Origin of the sequence: Pseudomonas sp. K2I15, from assembly GCF_002204795.1 — a bacterium.
In the GTDB taxonomy this organism is placed as follows: Bacteria; Pseudomonadota; Gammaproteobacteria; order Pseudomonadales; family Pseudomonadaceae; genus Aquipseudomonas.
In genome coordinates this window covers 185,938-210,722 of the sequence record NZ_NIXO01000001.1, presented here as the reverse complement: position 1 = coordinate 210,722, position 24,785 = coordinate 185,938, and the positions used below count along the sequence as shown (strand labels likewise).

The 24,785-nt window shown below is 60.0% G+C and carries 20 protein-coding genes; 15 read left to right on the top strand and 5 right to left on the bottom strand.

The genetic code is table 11. The features are described from left to right. Positions 1-37 precede the first annotated feature (37 nt). The 10 genes from tssE to CEC48_RS00920 all read left to right on the top strand — a co-directional run bounded on the left by tssE (position 38) and on the right by CEC48_RS00920 (position 15,748). Entirely contained in the window at positions 38-553 is a 516-nt protein-coding gene (gene tssE / locus CEC48_RS00970; RefSeq protein ID WP_088422223.1) for a type VI secretion system baseplate subunit TssE, read from the top strand. After that, positions 550-2,409, top strand: a complete 1,860-nt coding sequence (tssF, locus tag CEC48_RS00965; protein ID WP_088422036.1) for a type VI secretion system baseplate subunit TssF — start codon at positions 550-552, stop codon at positions 2,407-2,409. Before tssE ends, tssF begins: the two co-directional genes overlap by 4 nt. After that, positions 2,373-3,416, top strand: a complete 1,044-nt coding sequence (tssG, locus tag CEC48_RS00960; protein WP_088422035.1) for a type VI secretion system baseplate subunit TssG — start codon at positions 2,373-2,375, stop codon at positions 3,414-3,416. Before tssF ends, tssG begins: the two co-directional genes overlap by 37 nt. After that, positions 3,409-6,081, top strand: a complete 2,673-nt coding sequence (tssH, locus tag CEC48_RS00955) for a type VI secretion system ATPase TssH (RefSeq protein WP_088422034.1) — start codon at positions 3,409-3,411, stop codon at positions 6,079-6,081. The genes tssG and tssH overlap by 8 nt, the downstream gene beginning before the upstream one ends. Before the next feature lie 158 nt (positions 6,082-6,239). Beyond that, entirely contained in the window at positions 6,240-8,180 is a 1,941-nt protein-coding gene (locus CEC48_RS00950) for a type VI secretion system Vgr family protein (protein ID WP_088422033.1), read from the top strand. Between the two features lie 15 nt (positions 8,181-8,195). Beyond that, positions 8,196-8,630 carry a DcrB-related protein gene (locus tag CEC48_RS00945; RefSeq protein WP_088422032.1) on the top strand — a complete coding sequence of 145 codons (435 nt, stop codon included), beginning with the start codon at positions 8,196-8,198 and terminating at the stop codon, positions 8,628-8,630. Between the two features lie 12 nt (positions 8,631-8,642). Then, complete coding sequence (locus tag CEC48_RS00940; RefSeq protein ID WP_088422031.1) at positions 8,643-13,031, top strand: RHS repeat-associated core domain-containing protein; 4,389 nt, start codon at positions 8,643-8,645, stop codon at positions 13,029-13,031. 13 nt (positions 13,032-13,044) lie between these two features. Further along, on the top strand, positions 13,045-13,614 hold the full coding sequence (locus CEC48_RS00935; RefSeq protein WP_088422030.1) for a hypothetical protein: 570 nt from the start codon (positions 13,045-13,047) through the stop codon (positions 13,612-13,614). Positions 13,615-14,102: 488 nt separating this feature from the next. Next, entirely contained in the window at positions 14,103-14,972 is an 870-nt protein-coding gene (locus tag CEC48_RS00925) for a tetratricopeptide repeat protein (RefSeq protein ID WP_088422028.1), read from the top strand. Positions 14,973-15,271: 299 nt separating this feature from the next. Beyond that, positions 15,272-15,748 carry a DUF6707 family protein gene (locus CEC48_RS00920; protein WP_176438641.1) on the top strand — a complete coding sequence of 159 codons (477 nt, stop codon included), beginning with the start codon at positions 15,272-15,274 and terminating at the stop codon, positions 15,746-15,748. Between the two features lie 200 nt (positions 15,749-15,948). On the opposite strand, the gene CEC48_RS31715 is transcribed toward CEC48_RS00920, so the two are convergent. The 4 genes from CEC48_RS31715 to CEC48_RS00900 form a co-directional block, all read right to left on the bottom strand. Further along, positions 15,949-16,932 carry a hypothetical protein gene (locus CEC48_RS31715; protein WP_256579627.1) on the bottom strand — a complete coding sequence of 328 codons (984 nt, stop codon included), beginning with the start codon at positions 16,930-16,932 and terminating at the stop codon, positions 15,949-15,951. A gap of 219 nt (positions 16,933-17,151) precedes the next feature. Beyond that, the gene (locus CEC48_RS00910; RefSeq protein WP_003213368.1) at positions 17,152-17,427 is read right to left on the bottom strand and encodes an HU family DNA-binding protein; all 276 of its coding nucleotides are present in this window, start codon (positions 17,425-17,427) and stop codon (positions 17,152-17,154) included. Between the two features lie 191 nt (positions 17,428-17,618). Next, positions 17,619-18,767 (bottom strand): NAD(P)/FAD-dependent oxidoreductase, encoded by a 1,149-nt coding sequence (locus tag CEC48_RS00905; protein ID WP_088422027.1) that lies wholly within the window; start codon positions 18,765-18,767, stop codon positions 17,619-17,621. 29 nt (positions 18,768-18,796) lie between these two features. Continuing rightward, on the bottom strand, positions 18,797-18,964 hold the full coding sequence (locus CEC48_RS00900) for a rubredoxin (protein WP_003213373.1): 168 nt from the start codon (positions 18,962-18,964) through the stop codon (positions 18,797-18,799). 196 nt (positions 18,965-19,160) lie between these two features. Here CEC48_RS00900 and CEC48_RS00895 point away from each other — a divergent pair, with 196 nt between their 5' ends. Together CEC48_RS00895 and ubiA are read left to right on the top strand one after the other, a co-directional pair. Continuing rightward, the gene (locus tag CEC48_RS00895) at positions 19,161-19,724 is read left to right on the top strand and encodes a chorismate lyase (RefSeq protein ID WP_088422026.1); all 564 of its coding nucleotides are present in this window, start codon (positions 19,161-19,163) and stop codon (positions 19,722-19,724) included. Further along, a complete protein-coding gene (gene ubiA, locus CEC48_RS00890; RefSeq protein WP_088422025.1) occupies positions 19,724-20,614 on the top strand; it encodes a 4-hydroxybenzoate octaprenyltransferase in 891 nt (296 codons plus the stop codon). The genes CEC48_RS00895 and ubiA overlap by 1 nt, the downstream gene beginning before the upstream one ends. 33 nt (positions 20,615-20,647) lie before the next feature. Here the strand turns inward: ubiA and CEC48_RS00885 are convergent, their stop codons facing one another. Further along, the gene (locus CEC48_RS00885; RefSeq protein ID WP_088422024.1) at positions 20,648-21,028 is read right to left on the bottom strand and encodes a hypothetical protein; all 381 of its coding nucleotides are present in this window, start codon (positions 21,026-21,028) and stop codon (positions 20,648-20,650) included. A gap of 152 nt (positions 21,029-21,180) precedes the next feature. Here CEC48_RS00885 and phoB point away from each other — a divergent pair, with 152 nt between their 5' ends. The 3 genes from phoB (at position 21,181) to CEC48_RS00870 (ending at position 24,701) form a co-directional block, all read left to right on the top strand. Beyond that, positions 21,181-21,870: a phosphate regulon transcriptional regulator PhoB gene (gene phoB, locus CEC48_RS00880; protein WP_003195617.1), complete on the top strand. Its 690-nt coding sequence runs from the start codon at positions 21,181-21,183 to the stop codon at positions 21,868-21,870. A gap of 43 nt (positions 21,871-21,913) precedes the next feature. Further along, positions 21,914-23,236, top strand: a complete 1,323-nt coding sequence (gene phoR, locus CEC48_RS00875; RefSeq protein ID WP_088422023.1) for a phosphate regulon sensor histidine kinase PhoR — start codon at positions 21,914-21,916, stop codon at positions 23,234-23,236. 124 nt (positions 23,237-23,360) lie between these two features. Then, entirely contained in the window at positions 23,361-24,701 is a 1,341-nt protein-coding gene (locus CEC48_RS00870) for a hemolysin family protein (RefSeq protein WP_076013189.1), read from the top strand. The last annotated feature ends 84 nt before the right edge of the window (positions 24,702-24,785 follow it).

Here is a 24,785-nt window from a genome sequence, read left to right as displayed (position 1 = left end):
CCTGTTCCTCTCGCAACCCGTCCGTGGAGCTGCTTTGGTGGTAACTGAAATTGCTTCCCGCGATCGCCTGCAACCGTCCCTGCTGGACCGGTTGACCGACGATGACCCGACCAATCCCAAGGAAAGCGCCGACAAACGCGTGCTGTCCCTGAGCCAATTAAAAGCCTCGGTGCTGCGTGACCTGACGTGGCTGCTCAACACCACTTCATTGCTCAATGCCGATGCCACGCTGCACACGCCGGCCGGTACTTCGGTGGTCAATTACGGCCTGCCGGCGCTGGCGGGCAACAGTGTCTCCAGCGTGGATGTCAGTGCCCTGGAAGCCTTGATCCACCAGGCTATCGCCACCTTCGAGCCGCGCATCCTGCGCCATACCCTGCGGGTCAAGGCTCGCGTGGGTCATGGCGAGATGAACCACAACGCGCTGAGTTTCGAGATCGAGGGCGACCTGTGGGCGCAGCCGGTGCCGTTGCGCCTGTTGCTGCAAACCGACCTGGATCTGGAGTCGGGCCATGTGCGCGTGGTGAACGCCGACCAGCGGAGACGCCCATGAACCCGCGCCTGCTGGAGCTGTACAATCAGGAACTGCACCACGTGCGCGAAAGCGCCGCGGAGTTCGCCAAGGAATACCCGAAGATCGCCAGTCGGCTGACCCTGTCCGGCATGGACTGCGCCGACCCGTACGTCGAACGTTTGCTCGAAGGCTTCGCCTACCTGACCGCCCGGGTTCAACTCAAACTCGACGCCGAATACCCGACCTTCACCAACAACCTGCTGGAGATCGCCTACCCGCACTACCTGGCGCCGACCCCGTCGATGACCGTGGTGCAGCTACAGGCCGATCCCGACGAAGGCTCCCTGGCCAGCGGTTTTGCGCTGCCCCGCGACACCGTATTGCGCGCCGCGTTGGGCCGCGAAACCCAGACCTGCTGCGAGTACCGCACCGCTCACCCGGTGACGTTGTGGCCGTTGCAAGTCGCCCAGGCCGAGTACTTCGGCAACCCGTCGGCGGTGCTCGGGCGCCTGGCCGCCAGTGAACCCAAGGCCAAGGCCGGCTTGCGCCTGACCCTGCGTACCGGCGCCGAACTGCCGTTCAACAGCCTCGCGCTGGATAACTTGCCGCTGTACCTCAGCGGTGCCGACGAGCAACCGTTCCGCCTCTACGAACAACTGCTGGGCAATGCCTGCGCGGTGTTCGCGCGCAAGCCTGGCGGTGATTGGGTGGAACGCCTGCCGCCGGATGCATTGCGCTCGCGCGGTTTTGACGACGCCGATGCAGCGATGCCGGTGGTACCTCGCGCCTTCCAGGGCTATCGCTTGCTCCAGGAATACTTCGCCCTGCCCCACCGTTTTCTGTTCGTCGAATTCGCCGAACTGAGCCGCGCAGTCAAACGCTGCGACGGCCAGGAGCTGGAACTGATCGTGCTGTTCGACCGCCACGACCCGAGCCTGGAAGGCAGCGTCGGCAAGGCGCAATTCGTGCCGTTCTGCACCCCGGCGATCAACCTGTTTCCCAAGCGCGTGGACCGGATTCACTTGTCCGAGCGGGTCAACGAACACCACGTGATCGCCGACCGCACCCGGCCGATGGATTTCGAGATTCATTCCCTGAGCGGCATCACGGGCCACGGCACCGGGCCGGAGCAGCCGTTTTTGCCGTTCTACGCAGTGCGCGACCCATCGCGCTACGGCCGTGACCAGGCGTATTACAGCGTGCGCCGCGAGCCGCGCGTGTTGTCCAGCGACCAACGCCGCAACGGGCCGCGTTCCACCTACGTGGGCAGCGAAACCTTCGTCAGCCTGGTGGACAGCCAGCAAGCGCCGTACCGCCATGACCTGCGCCAGTTGGGCGTTACCGCGCTGTGCACCAACCGCGATTTGCCGCTGTTCATGAGCGTGGGCAACGGCAAGACCGACTTTACCCTGGCCGACAGCGCCCCGGTGCTGGCGGTGCGCTGCGTCGCCGGGCCAAGCCGCCCACGCGCCAGCCATGCCCATGACGCCAAGGCCTGGCGCCTGATCAGCCAGTTGTCGTTGAACTACCTGTCGCTGAGCGAGCAAGGCCAGGGCGCCGCGGCGCTGCGCGAACTGCTGCGCTTGTATGGCGACAGCAACGACGCCGCCCTGCAATTGCAGATCGAAGGCCTGCGCGAGGTCAGCAGCAAAGCGGTGACCCGTCGCCTGCCGATGCCCGGCCCGATCGTGTTTGGCCGGGGCCTGGAGATCACCCTGGAATTTGATGAAAACGCGTTCCGCGGCACCGGCGTGTTCCTGCTCGGTGCGGTGTTTGAACGGTTCCTGGCACGCTACGTGTCGATCAACAGTTTTACCGAGACGGTGATCCGTACCACCGAACGCGGCGAGATCATGCGATGGAAAGCCAAGCCCGGACGTCGTCCGACCCTGTGAGTACCCTGGATGCGATGCATCAGGAGCCCTGGGAATATGACTTCTTCCAGGCGCTGCGCCGTATCGAGTGCGAATCGCCAGACCTGCCACGCCTGGGGCATTCCCTGCGCCTGGCGGATGATCCGCTGCGCCTCGGCCAGCAAGCCGATTGCACCTTTGCGCCGGCCACACTGGCCTCGGTCGAGCCCGGTGCTGACGGCAAACCGGCACGCCTGGAGCAGTTCTTCTTCGGCCTTGGCGGCCCCAACGGCCCGCTGCCGCTGCACATCACCGAGTACGTGCGCGAACGCCAGCGCAACAACGCCGACAGCACCAGCAAGCGCTTCCTGGATGTGTTCCACCACCGCCTGCTGACCCTGTTTTATCGGGCCTGGGCCGAGGCACGGCCGACCGTCAGCCATGACCGCCCGGACGATGATTACTGGTCGGCGCGCCTCGCAGCCTTGAGCGGTCGCGGTACACCGAGCCTGCTCAACCAGGGCCTGATCCCCGACACGGCGAAGCTGCACTACAGCGGCCACCTGTCAGCGCAAACCCGCTACCCGGACGGCCTGAAGGCGATTCTGGGCGAGTACTTCGGCCTGCCGGTGGAGATCGAAGAATACGTCGGCCAATGGCTGGAACTGCCCGAACGCAGCCGCGTGAGTGTCAGCGCCAACCAGTTGGGCGTGGATTTTTGCCTGGGCAGCCATGTGTGGGACCGCCAGCATAAGTTCCGCATTCGCCTGGGCCCGCTGAAGCTCGATGACTACATGGGCATGCTGCCCGGCAGCCAGCCGTTCAACGAACTGGTGGCGTGGGTCGCCGAATACCTGGGCCATGAACTGGACTGGGACCTGAACCTGATTCTGCAACAACCCGAAGTGCCGGCCCTGCAACTCAATGGCCAGTTCCGCCTGGGCTTCAACACCTGGCTCGGCCAACCCGAGCACGACGCCAACGACCTAATCCTGGCCCGGCATTACGCCGAACACGCCAACACCTCAAGGAATCCAGAGCATGGGTGAAATCAGTCGCGCCGCACTGTTCGGCAAACTCAACAGCGTGGCCTACAAGGCCATCGAAGCCGCCACCGTATTCTGCAAATTGCGGGGCAACCCGTATGTGGAACTGGCCCACTGGTTTCACCAGTTGCTGCAACTGCAGGACTCGGACCTGCACCGCATCATCCGCCAGTTCAACGTTGAGCCAGCACGTCTGGCCCGCGACCTGACCGAAGCCCTGGACCGCCTGCCCCGTGGCTCGACGTCGATCACCGACTTGTCGTCCCACGTGGAAGAAGCCGTCGAGCGCGGCTGGGTGTACGGCAGCCTGATGTTTGGCGAAAGCCAGGTGCGCACCGGTTACCTGGTGCTGGGGATTCTCAAGACGCCGAGCCTGCGCCATGCGTTGCTGGGTTTGTCTGGGGAGTTCGACAAGATCAAGGCCGAAGCCCTGAGCGAACGCTTTGACGAATACGTCGGCGACTCGCCCGAGAATGCCTTGAGTGCCAGCGACGGCTTCAACGGCGGCGCCGTGCCCGGCGAAGCCAGCGGCGCCATGGCCCCGAGCGCGATGGGCAAGCAGGAAGCCCTCAAGCGCTTCACCGTCGACCTGACCGAACAAGCCCGCAGCGGCAAGCTGGACCCGATCGTCGGGCGTGACGAAGAGATCCGCCAACTGGTGGACATCCTCATGCGTCGCCGCCAGAACAACCCGATCCTTACCGGTGAAGCCGGTGTCGGCAAGACCGCCGTGGTCGAAGGTTTCGCCCTGCGCATCGTCGCCGGTGACGTACCGCCCGCGCTGAAAGACGTGGAACTGCGCAGCCTCGATGTGGGCCTGCTGCAAGCCGGCGCGAGCATGAAAGGCGAGTTCGAACAGCGCCTGCGCCAGGTCATCGAAGACGTCCAGGCCTCGCCGAAACCGATCATCCTGTTTATCGACGAAGCCCATACCCTGGTGGGTGCCGGTGGCGCCGCCGGGACCGGCGACGCGGCCAACCTGCTCAAGCCTGCACTGGCTCGCGGCACCTTGCGTACCGTGGCCGCCACGACCTGGGCCGAGTACAAGAAGCACATCGAAAAAGACCCGGCCCTGACCCGCCGTTTCCAGGTGGTGCAAGTGGCCGAGCCGTCGGAAGACAAGGCGCTGCTGATGATGCGCGGCGTGGCCTCGACCATGGAAAAACACCATCAGGTGCAGATCCTCGACGAAGCCCTGGAAGCGTCGGTGAAGCTGTCCCACCGCTACATTCCAGCGCGCCAGTTGCCGGACAAATCCGTGAGCCTGCTGGACACCGCCTGCGCCCGCGTCGCCATCAGCCTGCACGCGGTGCCGGCGGAAGTCGACGACAGCCGTCGCCGTATCGAGGCACTGGAAACCGAGCTGCAAATCATCGCCCGCGAGCATGCGATCGGCATCGCCATTGGTGCGCGCCAGACCAACAGCGAAGCGCTGCTGAGCGCCGAGCGTGAGCGCCTGGCGACGCTTGAAACCCGCTGGGCCGAAGAGAAAACCCTGGTGGACGAACTGCTCGCCACCCGTGCGACGCTGCGTGAAAAAGCCGGTGTTGTGGACAGTGATGCGGGTAACAACGAGAGCGATCAATTGCGTGCGCAACTGGTCGACCTGCAACAGCGCCTCAGCACCCTGCAAGGCGAAACCCCGCTGATCCTGCCAACCGTGGATTACCAGGCCGTGGCCTCGGTGGTCGCCGACTGGACCGGCATTCCGGTGGGCCGCATGGCGCGCAACGAACTGGAGACGGTGCTCAACCTCGACCAGCACCTGAAGAAACGCATCATCGGCCAGGACCACGCCTTGCAGATGATCGCCAAGCGCATCCAGACCTCCCGCGCCGGCCTCGACAACCCGAGCAAGCCGATTGGCGTGTTCATGCTTGCCGGCACCTCCGGCGTGGGCAAGACCGAAACCGCCCTGGCCCTGGCCGAAGCCATGTACGGCGGCGAGCAGAACGTGATCACCATCAACATGAGCGAGTTCCAGGAAGCCCACACCGTGTCCACGCTCAAGGGCGCGCCACCGGGTTACATCGGCTACGGCGAAGGCGGCGTGCTAACGGAAGCGGTGCGGCGCAAACCCTACAGCGTGGTGCTGCTGGATGAGGTGGAAAAAGCCCACCCGGACGTGCACGAAATCTTCTTCCAGGTGTTCGACAAGGGCGTGATGGAAGACGGCGAAGGCCGGGTGATCGACTTCAAGAACACCTTGATCCTGCTCACCACCAACGCGGGTACCGAGCTGATTTCCCGGGTCTGCAAGGACCCGGCGAACATCCCCGAGCCCGAGGAAATCGCCAAGGCCCTGCGCCAGCCGCTGCTGGAGATTTTCCCACCGGCGCTGCTCGGCCGCCTGGTGACCATTCCGTACTACCCGCTGAGCGACGAGATGCTCAAGGCAATCACCCGCCTGCAACTCAACCGCATCAAGAAGCGCGTGGAGAACACCCACAAAGTCGCCTTCGACTACGACGATGAAGTGGTCGACCTGATCGTGTCCCGCTGCACCGAAACCGAAAGCGGCGGGCGGATGATCGACACCCTCCTGACCAACAGCCTGCTGCCGGACATGAGCCGCGAATTCCTCACCCGCATGCTCGAAGGCAAGGCGCTGGCGGGCGTGCGCATCAGCACGCGGGATAACGAATTGCACTACGACTTCAACGATTGACCTGACGGAATGCGATCAAAACTGTGGGAGCGGGCTTGCTCGCGAAGGCGGTGCATCAGTTGATGCATCTGGTGGCTGATTCACCGCATTCGCGAGCAAGCCCGCTCCCACATTTGGAGCCGGTTCCTACAGTTATTACGCAATTTACGGGTTAACCGATGCTATTCAACCAAGCCTCACGCCTGGCCAAGATCACCAGCCCCTTGGGTCCGGATGTACTGCTGCTCAATGAAATGGGTGGCGGCGAAGAGCTGGGGCGACTGTTCAATTTCGAATTGCAGCTGACCTCGCTGGACGCCAACATCGACCTCAACCAGTTGCTGGGCAAGCCGATGAGCCTGAACCTGCAACTGGCGGATGGTGGTGAGCGGCACTTCCACGGCATCGTCGCCCGCTGCAGCCAGAACATCGACCAGGGCCAGTTCGCCAGTTACCAGGTGACCTTGCGCCCATGGTTATGGCTGCTGAGCCGCACTTCCGACTGCCGGATTTTCCAGAATCTGAGCATCCCGCAGATCATCAAACAGGTGTTTCGCGACCTGGGTTTTTCCGATTTCGAAGACGCCTTGAGCCGGCCGTACCGCGAGTGGGAATACTGCGTGCAGTACCGCGAGACCAGCTTCGATTTCGTCAGCCGCCTGATGGAACAGGAAGGTATCTACTACTTTTTCCGCCACGAACAGGACCGCCACGTGCTGGTGCTGGCCGACGCCTATGGCGCCCACAGCAACGTGCCCGGCTACGACTCGGTGCCTTACTACCCCAAGGACGAGCAGCAGCGCGAGCGCGACCATATGCACAACTGGCACCTGGCGCAGGAAGTACAGCCCGGCTCCCTTGAGCTCAACGACTACGACTTCCAGCGCCCCAGCGCCAGCATCGACGTACGCTCGGCCATGCCGCGCCCGCACACCGCCGGCGACTACCCGCTGTACGACTACCCCGGCACCTACGTCAAAAGCGAAGACGGCGAACACTACGCGCGCACCCGCATCGAAGCCCTGCAAACCCTGCACGAACAAGTAGAGTTCAGCGGCAACGCGCGAGGCCTGGGTTCCGGGCATCTGTTCAGCCTCACCGGCTTCAGCCGCCGCGACCAGAACCGCGAATACCTGATCGTCGGCGCCCGCTACTACGTCTCCCAGGAAAGCCTCGAAAGCGGCGGCGGCGCAGCCTCGGCCCAGTTCGAAAGCACCCTCACCTGCATCGACGCGCAACAGAGCTTCCGCCCGCTGGCCAACACCTACCGGCCCATCGTCAAAGGCCCGCAAACGGCACTGGTGGTGGGGCCCAAGGGCGAGGAAATCTGGACCGATCAATATGGCCGGGTAAAGGTGCATTTCTATTGGGACCGCCACGACCAGTCCAACGAAAACAGTTCGTGCTGGATTCGCGTGTCGCAGTCCTGGGCCGGGAAAAACTGGGGCTCGATGCAGATTCCACGGATCGGTCAGGAGGTGATTGTGAGCTTCCTGGAAGGCGACCCGGACCGGCCGATCATCACCGGGAGGGTGTACAACGCTGAGCAGACCGTGCCTTACGATTTGCCGGAAAACGCCACCCAAAGCGGGATGAAAAGCCGCTCCAGCAAAGGCGGCACGCCGGCCAACTTCAATGAAATCCGCATGGAGGACAAGAAGGGGCTGGAGCAGTTGTACATCCACGCCGAGCGTAATCAGGACATCGTGGTTGAGGTGGATGAAAGTCATTCGGTGGGGCATGACCGGAACAAAAGCATCGGGCATAACGAGACGGTGACCATTGGCAATAACCGCCTGCGCATCGTTAAGCAGGAAGACATCCTCTCGGTGGGCCAAAAGAAGACCGACAGCATCAGCCAGAGCTACGTCATCGAAGTGGGTGAAAACCTGCGGCTGGTGTGCGGCGAAAGCATCCTGGAGCTGAACGCCAGCGGGCAAATAAACCTCACCGGCGTGCAAATCAGCTTCTACGCCAGCGGCGACGCCGAGTTCAATACCGGCGGCGTGCTGCACCTGAACAACGGCGGCGGCCCCGGCGCGACACCCGATGGACAGGGCTCCAAAGCCAGCATCGATGCCAACGTGAAAGCCGCGTTCCCACCGCCTAAAAGCTCCTGACGAGACCTGTTTTCCATGACGTACCGAATCAACGAATTCCAGTTCCAACTGCCTGCCGGCGAGCTGCAGGACGCGACGATCAACATCCTCAAGTTCCCCGATTTGGGCACCTCGCTGATCGTCAGCCGCAGCTTCCTTGCCGAGGGTGAAACCTTGCAGAGCAACTTCGACGACCAGCTCAAACGCCTGGAAAAACAGGTGCAGGACCTGCGCTACCAGCCGGGTGTTACCGTGCGTCTGGGCGCGGCCCAGGAAGTGGAAGGCATCGAGTTGCGCAGCCAGTTCAACAAGGGCAACGACAAGGTATTCCAGTATCAATTGGCGCTGGTATTGCCCGGCACGCGCAAGATGCTCGCCTTGAGTTACGTGAAGGCCGACAAGCTGGGTGATGCCGAAGCGGCGCATTGGGCGACGATCAAAAACTCATTGTCGTTCGACGCGATTTCCTGATGAGCACCGTGCATGTCTGACGCTCTATGGGCGGCCCGCATGGGCGATGCGCTGTCGCATACCTCGATGATGGCTGACATCCTCGGCGGTGTGCTGGAGGTGGCTGCCAATATCGCGATCACTGCCGTCGCGACCGCTGCCGTGGTTGCCGCCACCGGCATTACCGTCGTCACCGGCGGGCTCGGCTGCTTCTTGCTCGGCGCAGTTGTGGGCACGATTGTCGGCTTCGCCATGAGCAAGAGCGGGGCGGACAAGGGGTTAAGCAATTTATGCGAGAGCTTCAGCAACGCACTGTTCCCGCCCACGGTGCAGGCAAATATTCTTACCGGCTCCACCAATACCCTCACCAATAACATTCCTGCCGCCCGCGCTGCCGGTGCGATCACGTCCCATGTCGCACCGGCTGGTATAGAACAGGAAGACCCCAAGCCTGAAGCAGAAGCCAGTTACCTGGACATGGCCGAGAGCTTTTTCTCCCAGATGTGGCGCCCCACTGTCGCTACTCCCGCACCCGGCGCGGTGCCCAAACCGCTGGACCTGGTCGTCTGCATGAAGCATCCGCCAATGCCGCCGCAGTTTCTGGCAGAGGGTTCGGAAAAGGTCACGGTCAACGGCCAACCCGCCGTCCGTAGCGGCGACCGCAGCACTTGCGATGCGACGGTGGTGTCGTCCGGACTGATTTCGTCGAACGTGACCATTGGCGGCGGCTCGGTCGTGGTGCGTGAAATTCGCAGCGGCAAGACTCCGGGCGTAGGGCTGGCGGTCACCGCGTTACTGATGCTCAAGGGTGGCAAGGGGAAGTTCTTCAGCAAACTGCCGTGCATGTTGATTGGCGGTGCGACCTCAATGGCTGTCAGCAGCGCGATGGGGGCCATGGCCAACGCCGCCATGGGCTCGTCCAACCCGGTGCACGCCGCAACCGGCGCGAAAGTGCTGGGCGATGCCGAGGAGCTGGATTTTGTATTGCCCGGCATCCTGCCGATTGACTGGCAGCGCTTCTACAACAGCCGCGATGAGCGACGCGATGGGTTATTCGGCGCAGGCTGGGGCGTACCTTACGAGGTGTGTGTTGAGATCCAGCCTCATCCCGAAGGCGGCGAGACGCTGGTCTACACCGACGAGCAGGGGCGGCCCATCGACATGGGCTCTATTGCATTGGGCAGCGCGGTGTTCAGTGCGGGTGAAGGGCTCGCGGTGCGGCGACACCTAAATGGGCAGTTACTGATCGAAAGCGACGACGGCGTGTACCGCTTGTTCGAGCCTACACCAGCAAACCCGTCGCGACTGCGCCTGATACAGCTCGGTGACCGCAACGACAACCGCATCCACATCGACTACGACGCCGGCGGACGCCTGGTGCGGCTGCGCGATACCTTCGACCTGGTGCAGGTCGAACTGATCCGGGACCGTGAACAGGTCACTCGCATCGAACGTCTTTATCCCGACCAACACCGTGAAGTACTCGTGAGCTATGGCTACGACGCAGCAGGTAGTCTGGCTGAGGTACGCGATGCCAGCGGCCAGGTGCAACGGCGCTTCGCTTACGACGCCGGGCGCCGAATGGTGGAGCATCAGTTGCCCACCGGGTTGCGCTGCTTCTATGACTGGGCCTTGATTGAAGACCTGGAATGGCGTGTAGTCCGACACTGGACCGATGAGGGCGACGCTTACCAGTTCGACTATGACTTGAAGACCGGCCTCACCCGCGTTACCGACAGTTTGCAACGGGTCAGCACCCGGCACTGGAACACTCAGCACCAGATCATTCAGTACAGCGACAACCTCGACCAGACCTGGCTGTTTGAGTGGAACGACGAACGCCAGTTGCTCAGCGCCACCGACCCGCAGGGCGGGCGCTATGAATACAGCTACGACGAGGCGGGCAACCTGATCGGCGAAACCGACCCGCTGGGTCGCAGCGATTCAACCCTATGGTTGGAACATTGGGCGTTGCCGCTGGTGGAGACCGACGCAGCCGACAACAGCTGGCAGTACCGCTACGACCCACGCGGCAACTGCATTGCCGAAACCGATCCGCTGGGCCACATCACCCGCTACCGTTATGACGTCCACGGCCAGGTCGTGGAAATCATTGATGCCACCGGCAAAAGTAAAAAGCTGCGCTGGAACCCGTTCGGGCAACTGGTCGAGCATGTCGATTGCTCGGGTTACCCAACGCGCTTTCGCTACGACGAGCGGGGCTATTTGCAGGTCATCACCGACGCCCTCGGCGAGCGTACTCAATTCAGCTACGACGCCCAGGGGCGCTTGCTCAACAGCCAACTGCCGGACGGGCGCACCGAGCAGTATCAGCGTGATGCCAGCGGTCAGTTGGTGGGCTATACCGACCCCGCCGGCCACACCACGCTCTACCAGCACAACCGTCGTGGCCAGGTGCGCCAGCGTACCGATGCCCACGGTCGTCAGGTGCAATTCGGCTACGATAACTACGGACGGCTGCAAGCGCTGATCAACGAGAACGGCGAACGTTATCGGTTTGCCTGGGATGCCGGGGATCGGTTGACCGAGCAACAGGACCTTGACGGAAGCGCCAAGCGCTACGACTACGACCGCCTGAATAACATCACGGCGGTGACCGCCGTTGCAGCGCCTTATGGCAATGGCTTGGCAGTGGTTCCCGAGATGCCACCGGCGCCCATCGTTCATCAACTTGAGCGCGATGCGGTAGGTCGACTGATTGCGAAAGTCACCGACGATGGCAGCACCGACTACAGCTACGATGCGCTGGACCAACTGACGGCAGTCACCTTCACCGACCTGCAGGGTAATGCCCAAGCTCTGGGCTTCGCTTACGACGCCCTTGGCCAATTGCTTGCCGAACAGAGTTCAGCGGGCAATCTGCAACACCACTACGACGAACTCGGCAACCTGATCCAGACCCAACTGCCGGACGGCCGTTGGCTCAATCGCCTGTACTACGGCAGCGGCCATCTGCACCAGATCAACATCGACGGTCAGGTCATCAGCGACTTCGAGCGCGACCGCCTGCACCGCGAAGTGCTGCGCACCCAAGGCCAGATCATTACCCGCAGCGAATACGACCGCAGCGGCCGCCTGCGCTCACGCCAACGACGCCACGTCAGCCAGCCCTCGTTGATGCCAGCAGCCGCGCAAAAGCAGTTCGAGTACGACCCCGCCGACAACCTGATCGGCAAACTCGACCAACAGCCCGCAGCACAACACCGTCAACTGCTGCACTACGACGCCACCGGCCGCATCATCGCCAGCCAGGACAACCTGCAAGGCCAGCGCGAAACATTCGCCTACGACGCCGCCGCCAACCTGCTCGACGGCCCACAACCAGGTGCCGGGCTGGTGGTGCACAACAAGCTGCTGACTTATCAAGACAAGCGTTATCGCTACGACGCATTTGGCCGGATGATCGAAAAGCGCAGCGCTCGCCATGGTGTACAGCGGTTCGCCTACGATGCTGAGAGCCGCTTGACGGAGGTGCGTAACGATAAAGGCACCGTCGTTACCATGTCCTATGACCCGCTGGGCCGCAGAATAGGTAAGTCGCTCCAGCAAGACGGTGGCTACTTATCAAGTCAAACCCGTTTTACGTGGGACGCCCTGCGGTTGCTGCAAGAACATCGCAATCAACAAACCAGTTTGTACATCTACGAGGACGATGGTTTTGAACCTCTTGCACGCGTGGATGGCCAGGGGGCCCTACAGAACACCCGGTACTACCACAATGACCTCAACGGAATACCGGAGCAATTAACCGAGGTCGACGGGCATCAAGTCTGGCAAGCCACCTATCGGGTCTGGGGCAATACGCTTGAGGAGATACGCGAGCCGTACTATCTCGAAGAACAGAACTTGCGACTTCAAGGTCAGTATCTGGATCGGGAAACCGGGCTGCACTTCAACACCTTCAGGTTCTATGATCCGGATGTAGGTCGTTTTACCACCCCGGATCCCATTGGCCTGCAAGGGGGTTTGAATCTCTATCTTTATGGCGCCAACCCTTTTACCTGGCTGGATCCATTAGGCTGGGCTCCTACCCCCCTCAACAAACCCGGATTTTATGTGTATGGGCTCTACGCTCCGAATGCTAAAACGCCCTACTACATAGGCCATACCGAACAGAATCCTTCAGCACGTGAACGACAGCATGACAAGACTACGCGGCTGGGTAATGGAGAGCTGAGGGTGTTGAAGGGTCAAGATGGAAAGATGACTTACTCTCAAGCAAAAGGCTATGAACAAGCCTATCGAGAGAAGTACAAAACCAAGGGCAAGTTTCCGGGCAACGTCATCGAACCCATCAATAAAAGTCGAACCGATACACGCGGTAAAACTCACTATAAAAATTATAGGGCTGCGGCCAAGGCGCTGGGCATCAAACCAAGCAAAATCAAATCCTGCACTTAGAAGAGGCCGCTGTATGAAAAACCTCACGACACCTAAACCCGGTGATCTTTTTTACATCCCGGCTCTCAATGCATCAGATGAGCCTGGATTTGTGATTGCCCGCTATATCGAGCTCATTCCACCGGCGCTGGGGCACCTGATCGAGATTTTCGCAAAGTTTTATACAAAAATGCCTGCTTCTATCAATGAGGTAGATACCTCAAAACGCCTATTCCGACCGATTTTCTGCAGCCTGCGCTTTTCAGGTATTCCTCGCTGGAAGATTCTGTTCAGCGATCCCGACTACAAAAAGTCGTCGTCTGGATATGATGCGATTCAATTCGCATTTGATTCGGAAATTTGGACAGGTGGCATTAGCAAACCCGCGACAGAGCAACAGTTGGCTAATATTGAGCCGTCCATTTGCTGGCGTATGCACCACATCATTTTCAGGGTCATTGCCCATTTACGTGGAGTCCTTGCTGAGAACGAACTCATGAAGTACGAGTGCTTGCCCGAAGATTTGCGCGTCGACAGCGCTATAGCCTCGGAACGGGTCAACAAGGCCGTACTCGGCGCGCAAGCACTATTCGACGCTCAATAAAAATGGGACAAGGACTGAATTACAAGTTCACCAAAAACCGAGCGGCTCGGTCAGAGTAGAAAATGGGGTCAATCCACGAATCGAGAAATACTGACTACTCGATAATTATGAAACCGTGGTCTGACCCCGTTTCCCCACCGACTGAAGAGGTCCATGAGGGATTACTTGGCGGAGGCATCGGCTACGTTTTTGCCGACAACCGAGCGAAAAAGATGAAGGAAGGCGATGAGGCCGGGTATTTCCTCGTCCAATTTACATAAGCCCAGCCAGATTCGCGGAGGCCTGGAGAGGTGATTGGTAATCGAGTAACGGAGTTATTTAACGAATTACGATTCCTACAAGCGATATCGTTCGCCAGCCACTGTAAATAGGAATATCACCCCCTCCCGCCAAGCAAGAGTAGCCGGTTACGTTGAACGACGCCGGGCAGGATCGGTGATTAACCCAGCGGGCAACTCACTGCCAAACGCGACGAGATAGAAATTCTGATGAGCAAATATTTATCAACACTCGAAATCGCCTGCCCTCCGGAGAGCCTCCAGGCTCAAAGTATTCGAGAGGCAGCCGTACTCTATATTTATCTCCTTGCAACCAAATGCAGGCTGCCTGCTGGCGGAATCGCCAAAATAATCCTTAAGCCAGCACCAGTCGAGGCGGAGCAAACACTCACGGATGTCTGCATCTACTCTCATCCATTCAAGCACCTCGATAAGCTACCAGCGGACGCTGCGGAGGGTGCCATTCGCCGTTCGTTAATCGAGGACATTCATGAAGTGCTGTTGTCGCTCGCGGTGCTTAAAGGCTGGGATGCCGATCCGATACACAAGCTCCATGCCGAGATTATCAAACGTGACTATCAGTTTTCAGGCACCGCCGGACGCGCACTAAAAAACCCGTCCAAAACGCTCACTGCGACGGCCGCTTGGCGTACGGATCAATACATCCATATAGGCGTTCTGGTGCAAGGATCCAAAAACACACCTGAAGCATTTTTCACCGCTACACGAATCGGCATCGCGTTGGGTCTTTTTGAGTCCCTGCTAGGCGCTGTTGAATGGATAAACGATCAAACCGTCCGGCTGTTCCAGGCAAACAAACGCGACTATTGGGAGATTGATACAACCACCAAAACGGTGGGGTTTCACTTTCCCAGAGCAGAGTCCGGTGATGCCCACGGCAAGTTTGACTTAGCGAAAATGTATATTGATGGGCACATAGTCGAGCAGGATTTTGAACAAGCCCGACAGTGGCTGGAACGCTCAGCCGCTCAAGGTTTTTCGCGTGCAGTCAAACTTTTGCAGCGCATGAATGATCGTGATGAGAACCTCGCCGACCCGGTGATGAACAGCAAGAAATAAACCCGAGAACGGATGGGATCAAACCATAAAGTGAAAAAACGAATCAGTGGCCGGGTTCATTTTTTTCCTCAGCCAGCAGCGATGCCGACTGGAAAACCACCGACGCCTATAGCGCTGGAGTTGCGCAAAAGCGATTCAGGGAAGAAAAACTACCAGTTCGATATAAGCGCTTCGCTAAGGCCATTTTTCGTGCTCAGTGAGGCTGCGCTTGACGTTCTGGGCGATCTGTTCGGGCCACAAGGACAAGTTCACTGGTGCTGGAGTCAAAATAGTTGTGAAATAACCGATTGGAGATCCGCATGCTGATTACCGAGGCGCTTGACTCATTTTCATCTGCCAGCGGCCAGCTGGCGGATTACCTGGCAAAGGTCCCGGCCAAGTACAGCAAAACCAACAAGCTGCGCATTGAGTCGCTCACCCGTCTGGCGTACCTGTTGTATGTCATTAACGAAAAAGACCTTGCCGGACAGATCACCGAGCCACTGTCCCGGATTCCTTTCGAGAACAACTACGACTACTGGGTATGGATTGAGGCAGCACTGGTGCTGAATGGCACGTTGGCCAAGGAACAGGGCAATACTGCGGTTTATGAGCAGGCGTTGACGCGCGTGCTGGAGGCACTGTCTTCAGGGAACGAGCTGCAGATAACGGTAAAGCGCAATACACATGAGCGCTTTATAAAGGGTGAGACGTTAAGTCTGGAAAAAATACAGGACGCTGCCGAGGAAAAGGACTTCGTCACAGAGGGAAATCAACGCATTACCTATTTGATATAGCCTGCTGAAGATCAAGTTTTTCGACAAGCCTGAATATTATCCAAGCGAGAAAATCAACGCCGACATTAGTGAAAATATAAATAGAATAAATGAGATCATTGGCGCGATCGGACTGCAAAAGCTCGCGCCATTTAAATGATCGTCAACGTAAAAGGGGACGGATCTATTTAATACTTTTATTCGCCCCCCTTACCGAAGCTTTATTCAGCCTCTGCCGCTTCAGCCTCCTTCACCGCGACCAGCCTTTTAAGCATCTTGTTCATCTCTGCGTAGCGTTGTTCGATGCGATCCATGCGGCTCTCAGGGGTACGGGGCTCTGAGGAGTCAGCGACAGCTGGCCGCGTGTAAACCTGACCGTACCTTTTCGCGATGTCTTCAAGCGGCCCCTCGGCGGCATCAAGCAGTTTTTCAAGGTTGTCCAAGCGCTCACCGGTTGTCGTGGGCGCGTTGGGCGACTTGCCGACTGCCGGGGCATCCGGCCCTTCGTTTATGGAAATGATGGAATTAGCGAGCAATTCGACGTTTATTTCAGCGCCTTCCACTCGCGCCTCCATTTTTTGCTGATCGGTCGCGGAGGGGTCAACGGTAGATTTAGTCCCGTCTGCATTCTTTTTTTGCGCGCCGGGCATTTCAGTTTGTGCCTTGATTCTTTGTTCCATGGCGTTCGAAACAGCATATTGAGCGGGAGTGAACGCCAGCCTGACCAACCCGCTCAGTGTCGCCTCGACAATGGCATTACGCGCAACAGCTGCAAGCCCTTGGGGAAGAGGTGGAAAAAAGCCTCGACGTTGCAATTCATTGATGGTCTGCGTGTTATGGGCCGCATTCGCCGGACTGTTTGGGCCACCGGATAGTTTCTGCGTTGTTTTGTGATATGAACTACCCGCTTTGGGTTTACCTTTATTAACTTCCTCCGCCTTTTTTCCTTTCTCTTTATCAGCTTTGGGTTTGTCTTTAGTTTTACCGCCTCCCCCTTTTCCAAAACCACCGGGCCGGTACGCTCTCTTGGCCCGTTCTTCATGGGTCGCCTCCGGATAACCATAGTCTGCCTTACGCGTAGCCGACTCAGGCTCACCATACGGCGTATGAATAACCTCGGGGGGTACCGGAACTTTCTGTTGTGGGGTGTCAGTATTGACGTGAGGTAAAACACGAGGGGTGTAGAACTGATCGGATAACTTCATATTATTAACCTCTAATAAATACTCAATTTAAAGAGGGCTCCCTGCAACCTCGACCTTTTACGTGGTTCAACAGAATAAAAAGTTCCAGGCTTAATACATTACGATTCAGACAAGCTATGTCGCTTCCACTCCCCCTCAACAAAAAATGGGCACCCGACCCAGTCGGCGTGCCCATCTTTCATCCCGCGCTCGCTGTGTGCGTAGCGCGTGCTTCTTTACTTACGGATTAACGCTGTCTTTAAGCGACTTGCCTGGCTTGAACGCAACGGTGTTGCTCGCCTTGATTTTAACCGGCTCGCCGGTTTGCGGGTTTTTGCCGGTGCGGGCGCCGCGGTGGCGCTGCAGGAAGGTACCGAAGCCCACCAGGGTGACGCTGTCCTTGCGATGCAGCGCGCCGGTGATTTCTTCGAGTACGGCGTTGAGTACGCGGTTAGCCTGTTCTTTGGTCAGGTCTGCTTTTTCAGCGATAGCGGCTGCGAGTTCTGGTTTACGCATAAGTGAAGCCTCTTTGACGGTTTTTTGTTGTTATGTCCGTGCTGCTCTCTTTCGGAGCAGCGCCCAAGGCGCCGCAGGCTCTACTCTGCGGCAGACGGGAGTGAGGATGGCATGCCATCGGGGCCTGCGCCAGTCTCACGGCGACCTTTCTACGGTCAAAATGATGCTTATTCCGACAGAACGACCGGTATTTACGCCAGCAACGGCGGAAGCTCTTTGTTGAGGGCCAGTTTTTCCATGACGGCCGTGCCAGTCAGGGCGTAACCCAGCAGCCGCCCGCTGGCATCGCGGCACAGGGCCTTGATGTCGGCGCCCTGCCCTTCGACGCTCCAGACGCCTTCGGTGCCCCGTGGGGGTGGCGAGACGACCAGCGGGCAGATCGGGGTTTTTACCGTGACGGGCATCGGGCCGTAGCTGACGGCAGTCGCGTTGCCCGCCAGGGTCTGGGCCAGGGCGCGGGCGCAGCTCATCAGCGGCATCACGTACAGCAGGTTCAGGCCATCGACCTCGGCGCAATCGCCCAAGGCGTAGATATTGGCGTGGGAGGTCTTGAGGTGGCGGTCGACCATGATCCCGCGGTTGATCTGCAAACCGGCGGCTGCGGCCAGGTCGACACGCGGGCGCAAGCCGATGGCAGACACCACCAGGTCGCACTGGATCACTTCACCATCCGACAGGTGGGCTTCCAGGCCCTCAGCGTTGCGTTGCAGGCGATTGAGCACCGGGCCCAGGTGGAAACGCGCACCCAGGCCTTCGAGCCCGGCCTGCACCGCTGCGGCCGCCGCCGGGTGCAGCAGGGTCGGCATGACTTGCTCGCACGGCGCCACCAGGTCGATCTCATAACCGCCGAGGATCAGGTCGTTGGCGAACTCGCAGCCGATCAGCCCGGCGCCCAGCAGCAGCACCCGGCGTTTACCGGCCGCAGCCGCACGAAAACGCGCGTAGTCTTCGAGGTCGTTGATCGGGAAAATCAGCTCGGCGGCGTCACCTTGCACCGGCACCCGCACGGTTTCTGCGCCCCAGGCCAGGATCAGGTCACGGTAGGCCACCGCTTCCTCGCCGATCCACAAGCGCTTGTGGCCAGGGTCGATACCGCTGATGCGGGTGTGGGTGCGCACTTCGGCCTTCAATTGCTCGGCCATGGCGCCCGGCTCAGCCATGCTCAGGCCGTCGGCTTCCTTGTTCTTGCCAAAGCCGGTGGAGAGCATGGGCTTGGAGTAGGAGCGCCCGTCATCTGCGGTGATCAGCAACAGCGGGGTTTCGCTATCGAGCTTGCGAAACTCCCGAGCCAGGTTGTAACCGGCCAAACCCGTGCCGACGATCACGACAGGTGCGTTCATTCCTTTCTCCTTGCAGTTAAATTCTGGAATCAGCCGATTTCGATCATTTCGAAATCCATTTTGCCCACGCCGCAGTCCGGGCACAGCCAGTCTTCGGGGACGTCCTGCCACAGGGTGCCCGGCGCGATGCCATCATCCGGCCATCCGTCTTTTTCGTCGTAGATCAGGCCACAGACGACACATTGCCACTTCTTCATTACTTGCTTCCTCAGGGTCCAGGCGTGTTGGCCGACGGTCGATAGATCCAGCCTTGCCGTGCGGCTCAGGGCGTTTTGTACTGATCGGCACGCGCAGATGCAAGCATGATCGACGCATGGGCTTGGCGCCGCCCGGCAAAAGTCCAGGGTGCCATGGTAAGCTCGCCGCCTCATTAACTGCCAATAATGACCCTCCGTGCCGCATTCAAACACCCTTCCCGATGCTTGCCGATGGCTGCCCCAGAGCCTTCTGAGCCCACTGCCCGCGCCGCTGACACTCAACTGGCTGTTCGATGAAGGTTCGCTGACCCGACGCCTCACGCGCTTGTCCAACGATGGCTTCAGCGTGACGCCGCTGTTCGAAGGCTGGCAGCCGTTGCGAGACGACGAATGTGCCGCCCTGGGCTTGTCTGCGGCCAGCATCGGCTGGGTGCGCGAAGTGTATTTGCGTGGCCATGGCCAGCCGTGGGTATTCGCCCGCAGCGTGGCGGCCCGCAGCGCCTTGCAGGGTGACGGTTTGCACATGGATGAGTTGGGCAGCCGGTCGCTGGGGGAGTTGCTGTTTTGTGATCACGCCTTCACGCGCCAGCCCATCGACGTGTGCCACTATCCACGTGAATGGTTGCCCACCGCAGATCAGGCTGATGACTTGTGGGCGCGCCGCTCGCGCTTTGATCGCGGGCCGCTGAGCGTGCTGGTGGCTGAAATCTTCCTGCCGACCCTGTGGCAAGCCGTGCACGACCATCCGGAGAATTGCTGATGTACCAGCGCCTGCTCAAATCCCTGAATCACTTGAACCCCAGGGCCTGGGACTTCATTCAACTGACCCGGATGGACAAGCCCATCGGCATTTATCTGCTGCTGTGGCCCACGCTGTGGGCGCTGTGGATTGCCGGCAAGGGTTCGCCATCGCTGCTCAACATCGTGATCTTTGTACTCGGCGTAGTACTCACCCGCGCCGGCGGTTGCGTGATCAATGACTGGGCCGACCGCAAGGTCGACGGCCATGTGAAACGCACCGAGCAGCGCCCGCTGGTGAGCGGCAAGATCAGCTCAAAAGAGGCGCTGGTGTTCTTCGCGGTGCTGATGTTCATCAGTTTCCTGCTGGTGCTGCTGACCAACTCCATGACGATCTGGCTGTCCCTGGGCGGCCTCGCGCTGGCGGCCAGCTACCCATTCATGAAGCGCTACACCTATTACCCGCAAGTGGTATTGGGCGCGGCGTTTTCCTGGGGCATGCCGATGGCGTTCACCGCCGAGACGGGCACCCTGCCCGCCGCGGCATGGCTGTTGTACATCGCCAACCTGTTGTGGACGGTGGGTTACGACACGTACTACGCCATGACCGATCGCGACGATGACCTGAAAATCGGGGTCAAATCCACCGCCATTTTGTTTGGCGATGCCGACCGGGTGATCATTCTGACGTTGCAGGGCCTGGCACTCGTGTGCCTGTGGCTGGCGGGGGTGCGCTTTGAGTTGGGCGGCTGGTTCCACCTGGGCTTGCTGGCGGCGGCCGGGTGTTTTGCCTGGGAGTTCTGGTACACCCGGGACAAGGACCGCCTCAAATGCTTCAAGGCGTTTTTGCACAACCACTGGGCCGGGTTGGCGATTTTTGTCGGGATTGTGGCGGACTACGGGCTTCGGTGAGAGGCCACGCCCCTCACCCTTGCCCGGGTTTAATCAGGGTTTGGCGACTTTCCAGGCCCCGTCCATTTTGCCGTCACCTGTCATGTCACCGGCCTTCTTGTCCATGACGAAGGTGTAGAGCGGCTTGCCGTTGTAGGCCCATTGGCTTTTCTGGTCGTCACGGGTGACGACGGTCCACTTGCCCATGGGCTTGGCGGTCGAATCGGCCGCCAACGGCGGCCAGTTGGTGGCGCACTTGTCGTTGCACATGGATTTGCCGCCGGCATCCTTGGCGAACGTGTAGAGCGTCATCCCATTGGAGTCCACCAGCATCCCGCCTTTGGTCGTCGCCGGGTCTGCCGCAAAGGCCAGTGTCGGCAGCGTTAACGCGGCCGTTACCAGCAGGGCTTTCCAGGAAAAAGTACTGTGAGTCATGGGAACCTTCCTTTTGTGGTTGTCAGGATTCGGACCCAAAGAGTAGTCCAGACAGGCGCCGATTGCCCAAGCGACTAAATTACTGTCACACGACTGCAATAATTCCGTTATCTAATGCGGCGCAAGACAGTTAAATGACAAGAGGATTTAGCATGGTTGGCAGGAGCATTCTGATCGTTGACGACGAAGCGCCCATTCGCGAGATGATCGCCGTTGCGTTGGAAATGGCCGGCTATGACTGCCTGGAGGCGGAGAACTCCCAGCAGGCCCATGCCATTATCGTCGACCGTAAGCCCGACCTGATCCTGCTGGACTGGATGCTGCCCGGCACCTCCGGCATCGAGCTGGCCCGCCGTCTGAAGCGTGATGAGCTGACCGGCGACATCCCGATCATCATGCTCACCGCCAAGGGCGAAGAGGACAACAAGATCCAGGGCCTGGAAGTCGGCGCCGATGACTACATCACCAAGCCCTTTTCCCCACGGGAACTGGTCGCCCGTCTGAAAGCCGTGCTGCGCCGTGCCGGCCCTACCGATGGCGAAGCACCGATCGAAGTCGACGGCTTGATTCTGGACCCGATCAGCCACCGCGTGACCATCGACGGCAAGCCGGCCGAAATGGGCCCTACCGAATACCGCCTGCTGCAATTCTTCATGACTCACCAGGAACGTGCCTACACCCGCGGCCAGTTGCTGGACCAGGTCTGGGGCGGCAACGTGTATGTGGAGGAGCGTACCGTCGACGTGCATATCCGCCGCCTGCGCAAAGCCTTGGGCGACGCTTACGAGAATCTGGTACAAACCGTGCGCGGCACCGGCTACCGGTTTTCCACCAAAGGCTGAGCCAGACCGAACTGCCCAGACAGCTGAAAGGACGCGTGTTTAAGTGAACCAAAACTGGTATGGCACCCTGATCCGCCACATGCTCCTGCTGATCACCGGCTGCCTGCTGGTGGGACTGGTCAGCGGCTATTACGGCTGGAGCCTGGCCGTCGGCATCGGCATTTACCTTGGCTGGACCCTCAAGCAATTGCTGCGCCTGCACGAATGGCTGCGCCAGCACAAACCCGACGAAGCGCCACCCGACGGCTACGGCCTGTGGGGCGAGGTGTTCGACAGCATCTACCACCTGCAACGCCGCGACCAACGCGTGCGCGGGCGGCTGCAAGCGGTGATCGACCGGGTGCAGGAATCCACTGCCGCGCTGAAAGACGCGGTGATCATGCTCGACAGCGATGGCAACCTTGAATGGTGGAACCGCGCCGCAGAAACCCTGCTGGGCCTCAAGACGCCCCAGGACAGCGGCCAGCCGGTGACCAACCTGGTGCGCCACCCGCGCTTCAAGGAGTACTTCGAGCAGGACAACTACGAAGAAGCGCTGGAAATTCCGTCGCCGACCAACGACCGCGTGCGCATCCAGCTGTACCTGACGCGCTACGGCAATAACGAACATTTGATGCTGGTGCGTGATGTCACACGCATTCATCAGCTGGAACAGATGCGCAAGGATTTCGTCGCCAACGTCTCCCACGAACTGCGCACGCCGCTGACGGTGATTTGCGGCTACCTGGAGACGCTGCTTGATAACGTCGAAGACGTGAACCCGCGCTGGACTCGCGCCCTGCAGCAGATGCAGCAGCAAGGCGGGCGCATGCAAACCCTGCTCAACGACCTGCTGTTGCTGGCCAAGCTGGAAGCCACTGACTACCCGTCGGACAACCACCCGGTGCCGGTGCAAAGCCTGTTGCAGACCATAAAGAGCGATGCGCAGGCGTTGTCCGGGCAGCGTGAACAGCAGATTACCCTGGAAGCCGACCCGTCGATCCTGCTCAAGGGCAGTGAGGGCGAATTGCGCAGCGCGTTTTCCAACCTGGTGTTCAACGCCGTCAAATACACCCAGGACAAGGGCAACATCCGCATCCGCTGGTGGGCCGATGACCAGGGCGCGCACCTGAGCGTGCAGGACGCCGGGATGGGCATCGACGCCAAGCACTTGCCGCGCCTGACCGAGCGCTTCTACCGCGTCGACTCCAGCCGCAACTCCAACACCGGCGGCACCGGGCTAGGCCTGGCCATCGTCAAACATGTGCTGCTGCGCCATCGCGCGCGGCTGGAAATCAGCAGCGTGCTGGGCCATGGCAGCACCTTTACCTGCCATTTCCCGCCAGCCCAGATGACGCGCTCACGGGTCATTCAACAGGACGAGTGAGCCTCCACCCGGCAGCCGCCACTAGGCAAGCGCCCCGTCAGCCGCTACATTGGCTGACTTGTGCCTGCCTTTCAGGCCCACCTGCTCACCCTTTTTGATTAGACGGAACCCGCAAAACCCCATCATGGACCCTTCCCCTGGCATCACCCTCGCGACACTCTTCGCCGACTTCGGCATGATTCTTTTTGCACTGATCCTGGTACTGCTCAACGGTTTTTTCGTTGCGGCGGAATTTGCCATGGTCAAACTGCGCTCGACCCGGGTCGAGGCCATCGCCCATAAAAACGGCTGGCGCGGGCAGATCCTGCGCACCGTACACAGCCAGCTCGACGCGTACCTGTCGGCCTGCCAGTTGGGTATCACCCTCGCCTCCCTGGGCCTGGGTTGGGTCGGTGAGCCTGCCTTCGCGCACATCCTCGAACCGTTGCTGGGCGCGATCGGCGTGCAATCGCCGGAAGTGATCAAGGGCGTGTCGTTTTTTGCCGCCTTCTTCGTGATCTCGTACCTGCACATCGTGGTCGGTGAACTCGCGCCCAAGTCCTGGGCGATTCGCAAGCCGGAGCTGCTGTCGCTGTGGACTGCCGTGCCGCTGTACCTGTTCTACTGGGCCATGTACCCCGCGATCTACCTGCTCAACGCCAGCGCCAACGCCATCCTGCGCATCGCCGGCCAGGGCGAGCCTGGCCCGCACCACGAGCACCATTACAGCCGTGAAGAACTGAAACTGATCCTGCACTCCAGCCGTGGCCAGGACCCGAGCGACCAAGGCATGCGTGTATTGGCCTCCGCCGTGGAAATGGGCGAACTGGAAGTGGTCGACTGGGCCAACTCCCGGGAAGACCTGGTGACCCTGGACTTCAACGCCCCGCTCAAGGAAATCCTGGCGTTGTTCCGTCGCCACAAGTTCAGCCGCTACCCGGTGTACGACGCCGTGCGCAACGAGTTCGTCGGCCTGCTGCACATCAAGGACCTGCTGCTCGAGCTGGCGGCCCTGGACCATATTCCCGAGTCGTTCAACCTGGCCGAACTGACCCGCCCACTGGAGCGCGTATCGCGCCACATGCCGCTGTCGCAATTGCTCGAGCAGTTCCGCAAAGGCGGCGCGCACTTTGCCCTGGTGGAAGAAGCCGACGGCAAGATCATCGGCTACCTGACTATGGAAGACGTGCTGGAAGTGCTGGTAGGCGACATCCAGGACGAACACCGCAAGGCCGAGCGCGGCATCCTCGCGTACCAGCCGGGCAAGCTGCTGGTGCGTGGTGACACGCCGCTGTTCAAGGTGGAGCGCCTGCTGGGCGTCGACCTGGACCATATCGAAGCCGAGACCCTGGCAGGGCTGATCTACGACACCCTGAAACGGGTGCCGGAAGAGGAAGAAGTGCTGGAGGTTGAAGGCCTGCGGATCATCATCAAGAAGATGAAAGGGCCGAAGATCGTGTTGGCCAAGGTGCTGTTGCTCGATTAGAGCATGCTCCCTGCAGGATCGAGCTTGCTCGCGAAGAACGTTAACGATATTGCTGGGAACCTGACACCCAGCGGCGCCCTCAGG